Genomic DNA, 16,548 nt, shown 5'->3' on the forward strand with positions numbered 1-16,548 from the left:
CGCACCGCCGCCCCGCCGGCCGCAGACCATCGCGCGCCGAGCCGGCCGGTCCGTCTGCTCGACAGATCCTGGAGTCACCATGTCTTCGTCCACCCCGGACCCTGCTGATCCGGTCTTCCGGCTGCACCTCGGCGGCAAGATGGCGGTCGCCTCGACCGTCCCGCTCACCAGCCGGGAGGACCTCTCCCTCGCGTACACCCCGGGTGTGGCCCGGGTCTGCGAGGCGATCGCCGCCGACCCCGACCTCGCCGACGACTACACCTGGGTGTCGCACACCGTCGCGGTGGTCACCGACGGCTCCGCCGTACTCGGCCTGGGCAACATCGGCCCGCGCGCGGCGCTGCCGGTGATGGAGGGCAAGGCGGTGCTCTTCAAGCAGTTCGCGGGCGTGGACGCGGTACCGATCTGCCTGGACACCCAGGACGTGGACGAGATCGTGGCGACCGTCAGGGCCCTCGCCCCCTCGTTCGGCGGGATCAACCTGGAGGACATCAGCGCCCCGCGCTGCTTCGAGGTGGAGCGGCGGCTGGACGAGGCGCTGCCCATCCCGGTCTTCCACGACGACCAGCACGGCACGGCGATCGTGGTGCTGGCCGCGCTGCGCAACGCGGCGACCCTGCTCAACCGCAAGCTCGGTGACCTGCGGGTGGCGGTCAGCGGGGCCGGCGCGGCCGGGGTCGCGGTGACGAAGATGCTGGTCGCCGGCGGCGTGAACCCGGACCAGGTGGTGGTCTGCGACTCCAAGGGCATCATCGGCCGGCACCGGGAGCTGACCGGGACCAAGGCCGAGCTGGCCGAGACCACCAACGCCGACGGCCGGCAGGGCGACATCACCGAGGCGCTGCGCGACGCGGACGTGCTGGTCGGCGTCTCCGGCGGGCAGATCCCCGAGGCGGCGGTGGCCGGGATGGCCCCGGGCGGGATCGTCTTCGCGCTGGCCAACCCCACCCCCGAGGTGCACCCCGAGGTGGCCGCCCGGCACGTCGCGGTGGTCGCCACCGGCCGCAGCGACTACCCCAACCAGATCAACAACGTGCTCGCCTTCCCCGGCGTGTTCCGGGGCGCGCTGGACGCCCGGGCCACCCGGATCACCGACGGGATGAAGGTGGCCGCGGCCGACGCCATCGCCAACGTGGTCGCCGAGTCGCTGACCGCCGAGGCGATCGTGCCCTCCCCGCTGGACCCGCGGGTCGCCCCGGCGGTGGCCGAGGCGGTCGCCGAGGCCGCCCGCCGGGACGGGGTCGCCCGCCGCTGACCGAAGGAAGGGCCCTTCTTAACGGACGCTCAGCTTGTTACCGTGCCGATCATGCGTGCCGCCTATGCCTCGGCCTTCGACGCCGACAACCCGCTCGCCGCGCTCACCGTCGGCGACCGTCCCGAGCCGACCCACCCGCAGGAGGACTGGGTCACCGTGCAGGTACGGGCCAGCTCGCTCAACCACCACGACCTCTGGTCGCTGCGCGGCGTGGGCCTCGCCGCCGACCAGCTCCCGATGATCCTCGGCTGTGACGCGGTCGGCACCGACCCGGACGGCGACGAGGTGGTCATCTACCCGGTGGTGCCCACCTCGGGCGACCCGCGCGGGGTCTCCATCCTCTCCGAGCACTTCCCGGGCACCTTCGCCGAGCGGGTGGCCGTACCCCGGATGAACCTGCTGCCGCTGCCGGACGGCCTGTCGGCCACCGACGCGGCCTGCCTGCCCACGGCCTGGCTCACCGCGTGGCGGATGCTGACCACCAGGGGCCGGGTGGACGAGGGCGAGTCGGTGCTGGTCCAGGGGGCCGGCGGGGGCGTCGCCACCGCGGCCGTCGCGCTCGGCGTCGCGCTCGGCAAGCGGGTGTACGCGACCAGCCGCGACGCCGCCAAGCGGGAGCGGATCACCGAGCTGGGGGCGACCGCGCTGGAGCCGGGCGCCCGGCTGCCCGAGCGGGTAGACGTGGTGATCGAGACGGTCGGCGCGGCCACCTTCGACCACTCGCTGAAGTCGGCCGCCCCGATGGCCCGGATCGTGGTCTCCGGCGCCACCGCCGGGCACGAGCCCAAGGTCAACCTGCGCCGGGTCTTCGCCATGCAGCTGGAGATCCTGGGCACCTCGATGGGCACCCCGGACGAGCTCACCCAGCTGCTCGCGTTCTGCGCCGAGCACGAGGTGCGGCCGGTGGTGGACAGCGTGGTGCCGTTCAGCCGGATCGAGGAGGCGTTCGCCCGCCTCAACTCCGGCGAGGTCTTCGGCAAGGTGGTCGTCGACCACACCGCCTGACCGGTGCGTCGCCCTGGACGGCCACTCAGAGGTGGTCGTCCAGGGTGGCCAGGCCGCCCCGGGCGGCGTCGGCGGGGAGCCGCTTCTTCGCCGCCGCGTCGCCGTACAGGGTCCAGCGGAGGAACTCCAGGGTGGTGTCGGCCACCACCCGCAGCGCCTTCCCGTTGCTGAGCAGGGCCCGGCCGTGGTCGCCCCGGGGCAGGCTGAGCATCGCCTTCGGCCACGGCACCGCGTCGTAGACCGCCTTGCCGGCGGCGTAGCTCACCACCTCGTCGGCCTCGCCGTGCACGAAGAGCTGCGGCGCCGCCGCCCCGGCGAACCCGGTGCCCACGCCGAGCGCCGTACCGGCGAAGACGATCCCGGCGTCCAGCCGCTCGTCCCGCCCCGCCGTGAAGAGCCCGATCGTGGTCACCCCGCCCGCGCTGTGCCCGGCCGCGGCCACCCGGTCCGGGTCTAGCCGGCCGCGCAGCGGGTCACCCGCCTTCGTGTTCAAGGCCAGCACCTGGGTCAGCGCGTACGACACGTCGGCCGGCTGGTTGAGCACGTCGAGCGGATTGCCGTCGCCCCCGGCGCCGGTGTGCGGGAACCTCGGGGCGGCCACCACGAACCCGGCCGCCGCCCAGCGGCTCAGCAGCAGCTGGTAGTCCTCCGGGCGGGCGCCCAGCCCGTGGCTGAACATCACCACCGGGAACCGCCCGGTCGCGGCCGGCGCGGACCGCTCCGGCGCGCCGCCCGCCGCGCCCCGGGCCGGGTACCACACGGTCACCGGCAGGGGGCGGTCGCCGTCGCGGTTCAGCTTCAGCTGGCGTACGCCGACCGCGAAGCTCTGCGTGGGGGCGTGCCCGGCGGGTACCCGTGGGGCCGGTGTGGTCGCCTTCGCCGGCACGTCGGGGGCGGGCCGCTGCGGTGCGGCGGCAGTCCCGCCGGAGCATCCGGCCAGACCTGCGGTGAGCAGGGCGGCGGTGACCAGGGCGGCGCGGCGACGGAGCATGAAGACGATTGTGCCTCGCGGTAGTGGTCGGTCGGCCGGACAACGGCCGACGGTGAGCGGATCGGCACGCCGGCCATCAGCCGGTCGGTACGCGGCAAGGCCGGCGCGGCCACCACGAACCCGGCGGCGGCCCACCGGGTGGATCGGGTTTCCGGCACCGGCCCGGCAGATTCCTGCGGCTCGACACGCTTCGCTAGGGTCACGCGCATGGCTGAGAACTACACCGACCCCAGCGGCAACACCGCCCAGTTCCGGGCCTTCGTCGACGCACCCGACGCGGCCGCCGCGCCAGCACCGTCCCGGCTGCCGCTCATCGCCGGGATCGGCGCGGTCGTCGTGCTGGTCGCCCTGGTGGCCTGGCTCGTCCTGGGCTGAGCCACCGGCCCCGTCGGGGTGCCGGCGGGGGCGCCCTCAGGCGCGGGAGCCGAGCACCTCCCGGGTTTGCCGGGCGATCTCGAGTTCCTCGTCGGTGCCGATCACGCAGACCGTGACCTCGGCACCGGCAGGGGAGATCACCCGGTCGCCGCTGCCCGCGTTGCGGGCCGGGTCGACGCCGATGCCGAGCCGCTCCAGGCCGGCCAGCGACGCCGCGCGGACCGGTGCGGCGTGCTCGCCGACCCCGGCGGTGAAGGTGACCGCGTCGACCCGCCCGAGCAGCGCGTAGTACCCGCCCACGTAGCCCTTGATCCGTCGGCAGTAGATGTCGAAGGCGAGCGCGGCGTGCGGGTCGCCGGCGTCCCGGCGGGAGAGCACCTCGCGCATGTCGTTGGCCCCGGTCAGGCCGAACAGGCCGCTGCGGTGATTGAGCAGGTCGTCGATGTCGTCCACGTGCATCCCGGCCTCCCGGCGCAGGTGGAAGATGACCGTCGGGTCCAGGTCGCCGCTCCGGGTGCCCATCACCAGGCCCTCCAGCGGGGACATGCCCATCGAGGTGGCCACGCTCCGGCCGCCCTGCACCGCGCAGGCGCTCGCCCCGTTGCCCAGGTGCAGGGTGATCGTGTTCAGGTCGGCGTACGGCCGGTCCAGCAGCTCCGCGGTGCGGCGCGAGACGTACGCGTGCGAGGTGCCGTGAAAGCCGTACCGGCGGATGCCGTACCGCTCGGCGGTCTCGCGTTCGATCGCGTAGGTGGCGGCGGCCTCGGGGAGCGTGTGGTGGAACGCGGTGTCGAAGACGGCCACCTGCGGGGTGTCCGGCAGCGCCTCCCGGGCCACCCGGATGCCGGTCAGGTTCGCCGGGTTGTGCAGCGGGGCGAGCGGGACGAGGTCCTCGATCGCGGCGAACACCCGGTCGTCGATCAGCACCGGCGCGCTGAACCGGCGGCCGCCGTGCACCACCCGGTGCCCGACCCCGGCCAGCCCGGCGAGGTCGAGCCGGTCGATGATCTCCCGTACCGCGCTCTCGTGGTCCGGCGGCCCGCCACCCGGCTCGCCCACCCGTTCGATCTTGCCCTGGTCGCGGACCTCCTCGCCGTCGTACAGCCGGTACTTGACGGACGAGGACCCGCAGTTGAGGACGAGGATGCGGCTCATGAGGACTCCCCGGCGGCGGCCTGGATGGCGGTGATCGCCACGGTGTTGACGATGTCGGGCACGGTGGCGCCCCGGGACAGGTCGTTGACCGGCCGGCGCAGGCCCTGCATGACCGGGCCGACCGCCACCGCGCCGGCCGAGCGCTGCACCGCCTTGTACGTGTTGTTGCCGGTGTTCAGGTCCGGGAAGATGAACACCGTGGCCCGCCCCGCCACCGGGCTGTCCGGCAGCTTGGTGGCCGCGACCTGCGGGTCGATCGCCGCGTCGTACTGGATCGGGCCCTCCACCAGCAGTTCCGGCCGGCGCGCCCGGACCAGCTTGGTGGCCGCCGCGACCTTCTCCACGTCGGCCCCGAAACCGGAGTCGCCGGTCGAGTACGACAGCATCGCCACCCGCGGCTCGATGCCGAACCGGGCGGCCGTGTCGGCCGAGGAGATCGCGATGTCGGCGAGCTGGGCGGCGTCCGGGTCGGGGTTGACCGCGCAGTCGCCGTAGACCAGCACCCGGTCGGCGAGCAGCATGAAGAAGACGCTGGAGGCGACCGAGACCCCCGGTACCGTCCGGATGATCTCGAACGCCGGGCGGATGGTGGCCGCCGTGGTGTGGGTGGCGCCGGAGACCATGCCGTCCGCCCGGCCGGTCTGCACCATCATCGTGCCGAAGTAGTTGGCCTGGGCCACGATGTCGTGGGCCAGCTCGACGGTGACGCCCCGGTGCGCGCGCAGCTTCGCGTACTCCGTGGCGAACTCCTCCCGCCACGCGCTGCTCACCGGGTCGACCACCTGGGCCTCGCCGATGTCGACGCCCAGCTCCCGGCTCCGCCGGGCGATGTCGTCGGGGCGGCCGAGCAGGGTCAGGTCGGCCACGCCCCGGCGCAGCAGGATCTCCGCGGCCCGCAGGATGCGCTCCTCCGTACCCTCGGGCAGCACCAGCCGGCGGCGTCGCGCCCGGGCCCGGTCGATCAGGTCGTTCTCGAACATCAGCGGGGTGACCCGCTCCGACCGGCTCACCCGCAGCCGGCGGGCCAGGTCGACGGTGTCCACGCAGCGTTCGAACGCGCCCAGCGCCGCCTCCACCTTGCGCGGGTTCGCCACGCTGGGCCGGCCCTCGATCCGGCTGGACGCCGCGACCGTGTCGTAGCTGTCGCTGCTCACCGAGAGCACCGCCAGCCCGGTGTTCAACCGTTCGAACAGCCGCATCGCCCGCGGGTCGGGCTGCTCGCCGAGGGTGAGCACCAGCCCGGCCAGCGAGACCTGCCCGGCCACGTGCGCGGCGCCGGCCGCGACCAGCAGGTCGTCCCGGTCGCCCGGGGTGATCACCAGCGCCCCGTCGGTGAAGTGGTCGAGCAGGGTGGGCACGTGCGCGGCGCCGACCACGTAGTCGAGCACGTCCCGGTCCAGCGCGGCCGGGTCGCCGGAGAGCAGGGTGGCGCCGAGCGCCGCCGCCACCTCGGCCACCGTCGGCGCCGACACGGCCGGCACCTCCGGGATGGCGTACGCGGGGACGGGCAGCTCGGGCAGGGTCATCGGCCCGGGCACCCGGTTGGCGACCACCGCCACCACCGTCGCCCCCAGGTCCGCCAGGTCGTGGTACGCGCCGCGGACCGCCGCGGCGATCGACTCGGGCTCCTGGCCGAACCCGTCGACCACCGGCACCACCACGCTGCCGAACTCGGTGGCCAGCCGGGCGTTGAAGGCCAGCTCGCGCGGCCCGGCGCCGTCCCCGTCGGCGAAGTCGCTGCCCACCACGACGACCGCCGGGCAGCGCCGCTCCACCTCCCGGTAGCGGGCCACGATCCGGGAGATCAGCTCCTCCCGCCGGCCCTCCGCGACCAGCGCGGTGGCCTCGGCGTACGTGCTGCCGTGCAGGTCCTCGACGGGCAGCTCCACCCGGTAGCGCTCGGTGAGCAGGGCGAGGATCTGGTCCGGCCCCCGGCCCGGGACCAGCGGCCGGAACGCGCCGATCCGCTCGACCTGACGGGACAGCAGCTCGGCCAGCCCGAGCGCGACCGTCGACTTGCCCCCGCCCGATCCCACGCTGGTCAGGTACACGCTGCGCGCCACGACCTCACGCTACAAGATCGCGGTCTGCCTCGCCCGGGTCCTTGGGCCCGGGGCGGACGACCCTTCGTCGGTCAGGAGCCTGCCGGCAGGGGAGGGGAGGTCTGCGGATCGGGTGCGATGTCGGCCGGCTCGGCGGCCCGGAACAGCGCGTCGCTCTTCGCCAACCAGGCGGCGCCGAAGGCGAACACCGCGACCGTCTCGCACCAGAGCACCGGCTTGAGCGTGTGCCGTACGTCGGCGGGGAGCTGGGTGCTCGCCAGCGCCAGCACGATGGCCGCCAGGATGAGCAGGCCGCAGGCGCGGTAGAACCGGACGGCGGCCGGCCGCGGCGGCACCCCGACCCGGTCCGCCTGGGTGAACAGGAACAGGCAGAAGACGGCGAGCAGGACGAACAGGACCGCGGCGGCGATCTGGTGCACCACGCCGACCGTCCGGTCCGTGTCGCTGGTGGTGCCGGGCCGGGCGCCCACCGTGGTCGGGAAGAGGGCCACCGCGACGGCCAGCACCCCGGCGACGGTGCCGAGCACATCGTCGGGCCGCCGGTACCGGTAGCTGATGAGGAAGACCCCGACGGCACAGAGACTGCCGACGAAGACGTCCCGCATCTCGGTGTGGTAGTAGCCGCTGAGCGAGTCGAGCAGGGTGAACCGGCGGAGCACGACGATGTGACCGACCAGGAGCACGATCGGCAGGGCGGTGCCGACGGCGCCGATGCCGAGCCGGAGGCGACGGACGGTCACCGCGTCCTGCGGCGGCTTACGGGTTACGGGATTCACTTCCGCCTCCCTGGCGTCAGGCGGCGTTGTGGTCCGGCGCGTCCCGTCGGACCTTGGACGCTGCCTTCCAGTGGACGCGACGGAACGCCTCGGCGTCAATCGGTGACGGTCAGTCCTCGTCCTCGTCGTCCAGCCGGGCCAGCCAGGTGGCGAAACGCTCGACCGGCGTCTCGAACTCCGGGTTCAGGTCGACGAAGTCGCGCAGCCGCTCGCCCAGCCACTCCAGGCTGACCTGCTCGTCGCCCCGGCGCTCGACCAGCTCCTCGATGCCACGGTCGGTGAAGTACACGGTTCGTCCTCTCGAAAACGGGGCCGCCACACGAGGCGGGGCAGCGCCGTCGTACGGTCGCTGCCCCGGTGCTCGCGGTGCGGTCAGGTCACGGGCGGGGGAGAGCCGCCTCGATCAGCGCGGCCTGCTCGACGTCGTGCATCTTCGCCGAGCCCACCGCCGGAGCGGCGGCGGCCGGGCGGGAGATGCGGCGCAGCCGGACCTCGGGCAGGTGCTCCAGCAGGTTGAGCGCGACGAACGACCAGGCGCCCTGGTTGGCCGGCTCCTCCTGGACCCAGGCGAAGTCCTCGGCGTTCGGGTACTGCGCCAGCGCGGCCCGGACCTCCTCGACGGGCAGCGGGTAGAGCTGCTCCATCCGGATGATCGCGGTGTCGGTGACGCCCCGCTCCTGCCGGGCCTGGAACAGGTCGTAGTAGACCTTGCCCGAGCAGAGCAGCACCCGCTTCACCTGCTGCGGCGCCGGGGCCGCGGTGTCGGCGAGGACCGGCTGGAAGGTGCCCGTGGTGAAGTCCTCCACCGGCGACACGCAGAGCTTGTGCCGCAGCAGCGACTTCGGCGTGAACACCACCAGCGGCTTGCGCTTCGGCGACAGGGCCTGGCGGCGCAGCAGGTGGAAGTAGTTCGCCGGGGTGGTCGGGATGGCCACCCGCATGTTGTCCTCGGCGCAGAGCTGGAGGAACCGTTCCGGGCGGCCGGAGGTGTGGTCCGGGCCCTGGCCCTCGTGCCCGTGCGGCAGCAGCAGGGTGACCGCGGAGCGTTGGCCCCACTTCACCTCACCGGACGAGATGAACTCGTCGATCACCGACTGGGCGCCGTTGACGAAGTCACCGAACTGGGCCTCCCAGCAGACCAGCGCGTTGACGTTCTCCACCGAGTAGCCGTACTCGAAGCCCATCGCGGCGTACTCGCTGAGCAGCGAGTCGTGCACGAAGAAGCGGGACCGCTCGCCGTCGCCGGTGAGCGACTTCAGCGGCAGGTAGTCGTCCCCGGTCTTCGCGTCGAGGATGGAGGCGTGCCGCTGGACGAAGGTGCCGCGGCGGGAGTCCTGGCCGGCGAGCCGGACGGTGACCCCGTCGTGCAGCAGCGCGCCGAACGCGATGATCTCGCCGTAACCCCAGTCGATGTTGCCCTCGACGGACATCTTCGCCCGCCGGTCGAGCAGCTGCTGGATCCGCTTGTGCGGGGTGAAGCCCTCCGGCAGGTTGACGTGCGCCTCGCCGATCGCCTTGACGACGGCGGCGTCGGTGGCGGTGTCGACCTGCGGCTCCGGCTCCTCCTCGCGGCGCGGCCGGCTGAGCTGGCGCGGCGTGGTGGCCGCGTCCCGGGTGGCCTTGAAGACCCGCTCGAGCTGCGACTGGTAGTCGCGCAGCAGCTCCTCCGCGTCCTCCACGGTGATGTCACCCCGCCCGATGAGCTCCTCGGTGTAGAGCTTCCGGACCGACCGCTTCGAGTCGATGATCTGGTACATCTGCGGGTTGGACATCGACGGGTCGTCGCCCTCGTTGTGCCCGCGCCGGCGGTAGCAGACCATGTCGATCACGACGTCCTTGTTGAACGCCTGCCGGTACTCGAAGGCGAGCCGGGCCACCCGGACGACGGCCTCGGGGTCGTCGCCGTTCACGTGGAAGATCGGCGCCTGGATCATCCGGGCCACGTCGGTGCTGTAGAGGCTGGACCGGCTGTACTCCGGGGCGGTGGTGAAGCCGACCTGGTTGTTGACCACCACGTGCACCGTGCCGCCGGTGCGGTAGCCGCGCAGCTGCGACAGGTTCAGCGTCTCGGCCACCACGCCCTGGCCGGCGAAGGCGGCGTCACCGTGCACCGCCAGCGGCAGCACGGTGTAGCCCTCCAGCTTGAGGTCGATCCGGTCCTGCTTGGCCCGGACGATGCCCTCCAGCACCGGGTCCACGGCCTCCAGGTGCGACGGGTTCGCCACCACCGACACCTTGACCGCGTGCGCGCCGTCCGGGGTGGTGAACTTGCCGTTCTGGCCGAGGTGGTACTTCACGTCGCCCGAGCCCTGGGTCGAGCGCGGGTCGAGGTGCCCCTCGAACTCGGAGAAGATCTTCTCGTACGGCTTGCCGACGATGTTGGCCAGCACGTTGAGCCGCCCGCGGTGGGCCATGCCGATGACGACCTCGTCGAGCCCGGCCTCGGCGGAGCACTCCAGCACCTCGCCCAGCAGCGGGATCAGCGACTCGCCGCCCTCCAGCGAGAAGCGCTTCTGGCCGACGTACTTGGTCTGCAGGAAGGTCTCGAACGCCTCGGCGGCGTTGAGCCGGTTGAGCACGTGCTTCTGCTCGTCCTGGGTCGGCTTCTCGTACTTGCGCTCGATCCGCTCCTGGATCCAGCGCCGCTCCTCCGGGTCCTGGATGTGCATGTACTCGATGCCGACCCGGCGGCAGTACGAGTCGCGCAGCACGCCGAGGATCTCGCGCAGCTTCATCCGCTGGCGGCCGGCGAAGCCGTTCACCGGGAAGACCCGGTCCAGGTCCCACAGGGTCAGCCCGTGCTGGAGGACGTCCAGGTCCGGGTGCTTGCGGATCTTGAACTCCAGCGGGTCGGTGTCGGCCATCAGGTGGCCGCGCACCCGGTACGCGTGGATCAGCTCGTGCACCCGCGCGGTCTTGTTGATCTGGCCCTCGGAGTCGACGGCCACGTCGCGCACCCAGCGTACCGGCTCGTACGGGATGCGCAGCGAGGTGAAGATCTGGTCGTAGAAGCCGCGCTCGCCGAGCAGCAGCTCGTGCATCACCTTCAGGAACTCGCCGGACTGGGCGCCCTGGATGATCCGGTGGTCGTACGTGCTGGTCAGCGTGATGATCTTGCTGACCGCCAGCTCGGCCAGGGTCGCCTCGCTCATGCCCTGGTACGGCGCCGGGTACTCCATCGCGCCGACGCCGATGATGGCGCTCTGGCCCTGCATCAGGCGCGGGATCGAGTGGACCGTGCCGATGCCGCCCGGGTTGGTCAGCGAGATGGTGGTGCCGGCGTAGTCGTCCATGGTCAGCTCGTTGCGGCGGGCGCGCCGGACCACGTCCTCGTACGCCTGCCAGAACTGCCGGAAGTCCATCTGCTCGCAGCCCTTGATGGAGGGCACCACCAGGTTGCGGGAGCCGTCCGGCTTGGCCAGGTCGATCGCGATGCCCAGGTTGACGTGCTCCGGGCGGACCATCGCCGGCTTGCCGTCCACCTCGGCGTACGAGTTGTTCATCTCCGGGTGCTCGACCAGCGCCCGGACCATCGCGTACCCGATGAGGTGGGTGAAGCTGACCTTGCCGCCGCGCCCCCGGGCCAGGTGGTTGTTGATGACGATGCGGTTGTCCACCAGCAGCTTCGCCGGGACCGCGCGGACGCTGGTGGCGGTCGGCACGGAGAGCGAGGCGTCCATGTTCTGGACGATCTTTGCGGCGACCCCGCGCAGCGGGGTGGTGCCGGCGGCGGTCGCGGTCGGGGCCTTGGCGGCCGGCTTGGCCGGGGCGGCCTTCTTCGCCGGGGCCGGCTCCGCCGGCTTGGCGGCGGGCCTGGCCGGGGCGGGCGCGGGCTTGGCCGCGGCGGCCGGCTGCTGGGCGACGGCGGCGACCGGCTCCTGCTGCTCGGCGGGCTCCGGCTTGGCGGCCGGCTTGGCCTGGCCGTCCGGGCGCGGGGTGGCGGCGCCGGGGGCGGGTCGGTAGTCGGCGAAGAAATCGTGCCAGGCCGAGTCGACGCTCGAGGGGTCGGCGAGGTAGCGCTGGTACATCTCCTCGACGATCCACTCGTTCGGGCCGAAACCCGCCAGTGGGTTCTCCTGCGAAGTCTGCTGGGTCGACACGGCCGCTAATCGCCTCTTTCACGCGGGTTCGTAATGTCACGCGGTGTCATCCGGTGCCCGAAACGGGCACACGAGAGACGGCTCCCAGGCTACGCCGTAGGAATGCCGCAGGCATTCTCGCCTCCGGCTGGTGGTCCGTTTCACAGAAGATGCCAGAAGTTCGGCAAACCCAGCGTGTCGCCCCGACGCCTGCTAAGTGAGGAACGGCCCCGGCCGGTGACGCGCGGTCACCGGCCGGGGCCACGTCGGGCAGGGCGGGCTCAGGCGATGTCGCGCCGCCGGGTGATCAGGACGCCGGTGGTCCCGCTGACCACGGCGTAGCCGACCAGCACGAGTGCGCCCACCCACCAGGCCGGGGTGAACTGGCTCGCCTCCCCGCTGATCATCACCTGGGAGGCGACTGCCGGCCAGACCACCTGCCACTTCACCACGGCCTCGCTGTCCAGCCAGTTGGAGAGCAGGAAGAAGAGCAGCTGCACGACCTGGGTGCCGACCAGGTACAGCACCGCGGCGGTGATCACCGCGCCGAGCTGGTTGGGGATCAGCGTCCCGATGCCGACGCCCAGGATCGTCCAGATCGCGTACGCCAGCAGGTTGAGCAGCAGTGCCCGGTGCACCTCCCACTCGCCCAGCTGGGTGTCGTGGCCGTCCAGGGACAGGAAGGCCGCGCCGGCCAGCAGGTCGATCGCCGTGGTGGCCAGCCAGAAGCCGAAGCCGAGCAGGGACGCGGCGCCGAGCTTGCCGAGGATGACCGAGGTGCGGCGCGGCGTGGTCAGGAAGGTGGTGGTCGCCGTCTGGTGGAAGAACTCGTTGGTGACCATCAGGATGCCGATCAGCATCACGAAGAGCAGCCCGAGGTACTGCCCGGAGGTGTAGAGGTTCGCCGCCTGGGCCGGGGCGCTCGCCTGGGCGCCGGTGACGCCGACCTCCTCGCCCCGGCCGCTCAGGATGGTGTGGGCGAGCCAGGCGTTCACCGCGAAGGCCAGGGCGGTGGCGAGGAGGGCCCCGATCCCCAGCAGCCACCAGGTGCTGGTGGTACGGATCTTGAGCAGCTCGGATCGGACCAGGTTCATCGGATCTCCGCCTTTCCGGCCGTCAGTTCGAGGAAGACCCCCTCCAGGTCGGGGCGCTCGGTGGTCAGCTCGTGCAGCTCCACCTTGGCGGCCAGGGCCACCCGGCCCACGGTCGGGGCGTCCACCCCGCTCACCAGCAGCGCGCCCTGCCCGTCGGCGTCCACCGTGGCCGACTGCTCGCGCAGCGCGGCGGCCAGCTCCTCGGCCTGCGGCGTGCGCACCCGCACCCGCCCGCCGTGCGCCATCGAGCCGATCACCTGGTCCACCGGCCCCTGCCGGACCAGCCGGCCGGCGGCGATGATCACCACGTCGTCGGCGAGCAGTTGCATCTCGGAGAGGAGGTGGCTGGAGACCAGCACCGTCCGCCCCTCGGCGGCCAGCCCCTTGAGGAAGCCGCGCATCCAGCGGATCCCCTCCGGGTCGAGGCCGTTGGCCGGCTCGTCCAGGATCAGCACCTGCGGGTTGCCGAGCATCGCGGCGGCGATGCCGAGCCGCTGCTTCATGCCCAGCGAGTAGCCCTTGAACTTGCGCTTCGCCGCCGGGGTGAGCCCGACCAGCGCGAGCGCCTCGTCGGCCCGCTGCCGGGGCAGCCCGGCCGCGGCGCAGATCACCCGCAGGTGGTTGATCCCGGTGCGGCCCTTGTGCGCGCTGGACGCCTCCAGCACCGCGCCCACCGAGCGCAGCGGGTCGGTCAGGTCGGCGTACCGCCGACCGCCGATGGTCGCCTCGCCGGCGGTGGGGGTGACCAGGTTGAGCAGCATGCGCAGGGTGGTCGTCTTGCCGGCGCCGTTCGGGCCGAGGAAGCCGGTCACCCGTCCCGGTTGGACGGTGAAGGACAGATTGTCGACCGCCCGGACGTTCTTGTACTGCTTCGTCAGTCCGGACACCACGATCTGGCCGGTCCCGGCGCTGGGGCTCCACTGCCCGTCGGACATCGTTCTCCTCTCCTGCCACGGCGCGCGGGCGCCGGTGGGGGCGCCGTTGCGGGGACGCCGTGGCACAGCCTGGCAACCGTAGGCAAGCGGGTCAATCAGGCGGGACGCGTACGTCCTCCTCCCGCTGGGGCAGGAGGCGGTCATCCTGAGGGAGGAGACGTCAGGCCGCCGGCAGCGCGATCCAGGTGGCGCGGGCGTACCCGAGCAGGTCGCCGCCCGGCCCGTAGAGGCTGGAGTGGACCTCGGCCTTGCGTCCCTCGGCGCCGACCATCGCGCCGGTCACCACGCACTCGTCGCCGGGACGCGGCAGCGCCCGGACCACGGCGGCGATCCGACCCAGGACGTACGGGCGGCCGGGTGCGATCACCGCCCAGCCGCCGGGGCAGTCCAGCGCGGCCCACACGGTCGCCGGCACCACCGGCTCCGGGGCGGTGAACGGCGCGGCGGTCCGCCCGTCCGGCAGCCGGCCCGGGAAGATCCGCAGCCCGTCCGGGTGCTGCGGACCGCAGACGTAGCAGCCCGGGAAGGGGTGCTCCACCAGTCCCGGGTACGCCTTCGCGGCGGCCTCGGCGGTCGGCCGGTCCACCGGCGGCACCACGGCGGTGAACCCGTCGACCCGGCGTACCTGGGCGATCAACTGGCCGTCCGGGTCGCGGACGTCGCCGTCGACCGCGGTCAGCGGGGTCTCCAGCGGCGGCGGCCTGCGGAGGGTGACCTCGACCGGACCCCGGTCGTCGACCGCGGCCGCGAAGATCCCGGCGCTCCAGCCGCCGTTGCCCGACCCGGCCGGCCCGTGGAACCGCGACTCGATGATCATCCGTGCCCTCCGCGATCGCTCCGGGCCCCGGCCCCCTCGCCGGCCCCGCCCCCGCAGCCTCGCACGCCTGCCCCGGCCGGCTCCACCGGGCCGATCACGGCGGCCGTCCGGAACCGGACGAACCGCCCGGTCGACCCCAGGATCGCCGCAACCGGGCGCGGGTGGGGGCGGACTGTCGGTCGGCGTTCACCGGATCGACGCTCCTCGCCACCGGGGGCGGCAACCCGCGGCCCCTACACAGGTCCCATGGCCGTTCTGCACGCCGCTGGCGCACCCCTCACGACCAGCGGTTACACCCTGCTGATCGCCGACGACCCCACCCTGGTCGCGGCCGCCCAACGCCTGCGGCACGAGGTGTTCGCCACCGAACTCGGCGCGACCCTGCCCCCGGACGCCGCCGGGCTCGACACCGACGAGTTCGACGCCCACTGCGACCACCTGGTGGTGCTGCGGGAGGGCACCCATGAGGTGGTCGGCACGTACCGGCTGCTCCCGCCGGGGCGCACCGACCGCCGCTACTCGGACAGCGAGTTCGACCTGACCGCGCTCGCCCCGCTCCGCGACGACCTGGTGGAGGCGGGCCGCTCCTGCGTCCACCCGGACCACCGCTCGGGTGCCGTGATCAACCTGATGTGGGCCGGCATCACCCGCTACCTGCACCTGCGCGGGTCGCGCTGGCTGGGCGGCTGCGCCTCCGTGCCGGTCTCCGACGGCGGGACGGCGGCCGCCGAGGTGTGGTCGCAGGCCAGCGCCCGGCACCTCGCGCCGCCGCCGCTGCGGGTGACGCCCCGCCGGCCGTGGTTCGCCGAGGCGCCGGCCGTCGCCGGGCCGGAGTTGTCACCCGCCGCGCGCCGGGCGCTGGTCCCGCCGCTGCTCCGCGGTTACCTGCGGCTCGGCGCCTGGGTCTGCGGCGAGCCGGCGTACGACCCGGACTTCGGCTGCGCCGACTTCTACGTGCTGTTCTCGCTGGACCGGCTGAACCCCCGCTACCTGCGGCACTTCCTGGGCGGGGAGCCGTCGTGAGCAGCGCCGACCTGTGGCGCCCCGCCTCGGGCTGCGGCCCCCGGTGCCTGCCCGGCGCCACCGGCTCGACCGTCTCGCCGGCGCGTCGGGCGGCGCGGCTGCTCGGGGTGGTTGGCATGCTGCTGGTCGGCGTCGGGCTGGCCGTGGTCCTGCCGGTGCTGCCGGCCCGGGAGCGGCGGGCGGCGCTCCGCGGCTGGGCCCGGGGGACGCTGCGGGCGCTGGGCGTACGACTGGCGGTCCGGGGCCGGCTGCCCCGCCGCCGTGCCCTGCTGGTCGCCAACCATGTCTCCGGGCTGGACGTCCTCGCGGTGCTCGCGGTCGCGCCGGCCCGGATGGTCGCCAAGCGGGAGGTGCGGGACTGGCCCGTGGTGGGCCCGCTCGCCGCCGCGGCCGGCACGGTCTTCGTGGACCGCTCCAGACCGCGTGACCTACCGGGCACCGTGGGGCGGGTGACCGCCGCGCTGCGCGCCGGCCATTCCGTCGCGGTCTTCCCCGAGGGCACCACCTGGTGCGGCACGGCCGCCGACTGCCGGCCCAACCGCGGGTTCCGGCCGGCGATGTTCCAGGCCGCGGTGGACGCGGGCGCGCCGGTCGTCCCGCTCCGCCTGAGCTACCGGTACGCCGGCGAGCCGACCACGCTCGCCGCCTTCCTCGGCGAGGAGACGCTCTGGGAGTGCGTACGCCGGGTGCTGGCCGCCCGGGACCTGACCGTATCGGTCGGGCTGGGCGCGGCGCTGCACCCGGCGGCCGGGGCGGACCGGCGGATGCTGGCCCGGGCCGCCGAGTCGGCCATCCACCTCGTCCCGCCCCCGGCGACGGCCGGCTCCCCGGGCCGGGCCGTGGATCCGGTGGCGGGCCCGCTCTCGTCCCTTCCGATCGGCGGGCCGACCGTCAGAAGGGAGTCGGAGTTGGACCTCGCCGCCTGACGCCATCGCGACATACATCGCGACACTCTTGTTCAGTCGCGATGTATCGCGTTA

At 73.4% G+C, this 16,548-nt stretch carries 14 protein-coding genes; 5 read left to right on the forward strand and 9 right to left on the reverse strand.

All coding sequences use genetic code 11. The annotated features are described in order from the left end of the window. The first annotated feature begins 79 nt into the window (after nucleotides 1–79). Nucleotides 80–1,255, forward strand: a complete 1,176-nt coding sequence (locus ACGFI9_RS30235; protein WP_393183299.1) for an NADP-dependent malic enzyme — start codon at nucleotides 80–82, stop codon at nucleotides 1,253–1,255. Nucleotides 1,256–1,297: 42 nt separating this feature from the next. Next, nucleotides 1,298–2,260: a zinc-binding dehydrogenase gene (locus ACGFI9_RS30240; RefSeq protein WP_393183301.1), complete on the forward strand. Its 963-nt coding sequence runs from the start codon at nucleotides 1,298–1,300 to the stop codon at nucleotides 2,258–2,260. A gap of 25 nt (nucleotides 2,261–2,285) precedes the next feature. Here the strand turns inward: ACGFI9_RS30240 and ACGFI9_RS30245 are convergent, their stop codons facing one another. Next, the gene (locus ACGFI9_RS30245) at nucleotides 2,286–3,251 is read right to left on the reverse strand and encodes an alpha/beta hydrolase family protein (protein ID WP_393183303.1); all 966 of its coding nucleotides are present in this window, start codon (nucleotides 3,249–3,251) and stop codon (nucleotides 2,286–2,288) included. A 207-nt stretch (nucleotides 3,252–3,458) separates the two neighbouring features. Between ACGFI9_RS30245 and ACGFI9_RS30250 the strand changes: the two genes are divergently transcribed. Next, nucleotides 3,459–3,626, forward strand: coding sequence for a hypothetical protein (locus ACGFI9_RS30250; RefSeq protein ID WP_393183305.1), 168 nt, complete (start codon nucleotides 3,459–3,461; stop codon nucleotides 3,624–3,626). A gap of 36 nt (nucleotides 3,627–3,662) precedes the next feature. Here the strand turns inward: ACGFI9_RS30250 and ACGFI9_RS30255 are convergent, their stop codons facing one another. From ACGFI9_RS30255 to ACGFI9_RS30290, 8 genes are all read right to left on the reverse strand, one after another. Beyond that, nucleotides 3,663–4,781 (reverse strand): acetate/propionate family kinase, encoded by a 1,119-nt coding sequence (locus ACGFI9_RS30255; RefSeq protein WP_393183307.1) that lies wholly within the window; start codon nucleotides 4,779–4,781, stop codon nucleotides 3,663–3,665. Further along, nucleotides 4,778–6,844, reverse strand: coding sequence for a phosphate acetyltransferase (gene pta / locus ACGFI9_RS30260; RefSeq protein WP_393183309.1), 2,067 nt, complete (start codon nucleotides 6,842–6,844; stop codon nucleotides 4,778–4,780). The genes ACGFI9_RS30255 and pta overlap by 4 nt, the downstream gene beginning before the upstream one ends. 71 nt (nucleotides 6,845–6,915) lie before the next feature. After that, on the reverse strand, nucleotides 6,916–7,620 hold the full coding sequence (locus tag ACGFI9_RS30265) for a DUF998 domain-containing protein (protein ID WP_393183310.1): 705 nt from the start codon (nucleotides 7,618–7,620) through the stop codon (nucleotides 6,916–6,918). A 109-nt stretch (nucleotides 7,621–7,729) separates the two neighbouring features. Beyond that, on the reverse strand, nucleotides 7,730–7,909 hold the full coding sequence (locus tag ACGFI9_RS30270; protein WP_393183312.1) for a DUF6104 family protein: 180 nt from the start codon (nucleotides 7,907–7,909) through the stop codon (nucleotides 7,730–7,732). Between the two features lie 88 nt (nucleotides 7,910–7,997). Continuing rightward, entirely contained in the window at nucleotides 7,998–11,720 is a 3,723-nt protein-coding gene (locus ACGFI9_RS30275) for a multifunctional oxoglutarate decarboxylase/oxoglutarate dehydrogenase thiamine pyrophosphate-binding subunit/dihydrolipoyllysine-residue succinyltransferase subunit (RefSeq protein WP_393183314.1), read from the reverse strand. Between the two features lie 260 nt (nucleotides 11,721–11,980). Further along, on the reverse strand, nucleotides 11,981–12,793 hold the full coding sequence (locus ACGFI9_RS30280; protein ID WP_393183316.1) for an ABC transporter permease: 813 nt from the start codon (nucleotides 12,791–12,793) through the stop codon (nucleotides 11,981–11,983). Continuing rightward, the gene (locus ACGFI9_RS30285; protein WP_393183318.1) at nucleotides 12,790–13,728 is read right to left on the reverse strand and encodes an ABC transporter ATP-binding protein; all 939 of its coding nucleotides are present in this window, start codon (nucleotides 13,726–13,728) and stop codon (nucleotides 12,790–12,792) included. Before ACGFI9_RS30285 ends, ACGFI9_RS30280 begins: the two co-directional genes overlap by 4 nt. A gap of 160 nt (nucleotides 13,729–13,888) precedes the next feature. After that, the gene (locus ACGFI9_RS30290) at nucleotides 13,889–14,545 is read right to left on the reverse strand and encodes a hypothetical protein (protein ID WP_393183320.1); all 657 of its coding nucleotides are present in this window, start codon (nucleotides 14,543–14,545) and stop codon (nucleotides 13,889–13,891) included. A 246-nt stretch (nucleotides 14,546–14,791) separates the two neighbouring features. Here ACGFI9_RS30290 and ACGFI9_RS30295 point away from each other — a divergent pair, with 246 nt between their 5' ends. Further along, nucleotides 14,792–15,568: a GNAT family N-acyltransferase gene (locus ACGFI9_RS30295; protein WP_393183322.1), complete on the forward strand. Its 777-nt coding sequence runs from the start codon at nucleotides 14,792–14,794 to the stop codon at nucleotides 15,566–15,568. After that, nucleotides 15,565–16,494 carry a lysophospholipid acyltransferase family protein gene (locus ACGFI9_RS30300; protein ID WP_393183324.1) on the forward strand — a complete coding sequence of 310 codons (930 nt, stop codon included), beginning with the start codon at nucleotides 15,565–15,567 and terminating at the stop codon, nucleotides 16,492–16,494. Before ACGFI9_RS30295 ends, ACGFI9_RS30300 begins: the two co-directional genes overlap by 4 nt. Nucleotides 16,495–16,548 lie beyond the last annotated feature (54 nt).

The sequence above is a fragment of the Micromonospora sp. NPDC048930 genome, from assembly GCF_043197935.1.
Taxonomy (GTDB): domain Bacteria; phylum Actinomycetota; class Actinomycetes; order Mycobacteriales; family Micromonosporaceae; genus Micromonospora.

Coding starts and splice junctions, on each gene's coding strand:
- ACGFI9_RS30245 (WP_393183303.1), bottom strand. CDS start 3,251: ATGCTCCGTCGCCGCGCCGCCCTGGTCACCGCCGCCCTGCTCACCGCA.
- ACGFI9_RS30255 (WP_393183307.1), bottom strand. CDS start 4,781: ATGAGCCGCATCCTCGTCCTCAACTGCGGGTCCTCGTCCGTCAAGTAC.
- ACGFI9_RS30235 (WP_393183299.1), top strand. CDS start 80: ATGTCTTCGTCCACCCCGGACCCTGCTGATCCGGTCTTCCGGCTGCAC.
- ACGFI9_RS30290 (WP_393183320.1), bottom strand. CDS start 14,545: ATGATCATCGAGTCGCGGTTCCACGGGCCGGCCGGGTCGGGCAACGGC.
- ACGFI9_RS30295 (WP_393183322.1), top strand. CDS start 14,792: ATGGCCGTTCTGCACGCCGCTGGCGCACCCCTCACGACCAGCGGTTAC.
- ACGFI9_RS30250 (WP_393183305.1), top strand. CDS start 3,459: ATGGCTGAGAACTACACCGACCCCAGCGGCAACACCGCCCAGTTCCGG.
- ACGFI9_RS30280 (WP_393183316.1), bottom strand. CDS start 12,793: ATGAACCTGGTCCGATCCGAGCTGCTCAAGATCCGTACCACCAGCACC.
- ACGFI9_RS30285 (WP_393183318.1), bottom strand. CDS start 13,728: ATGTCCGACGGGCAGTGGAGCCCCAGCGCCGGGACCGGCCAGATCGTG.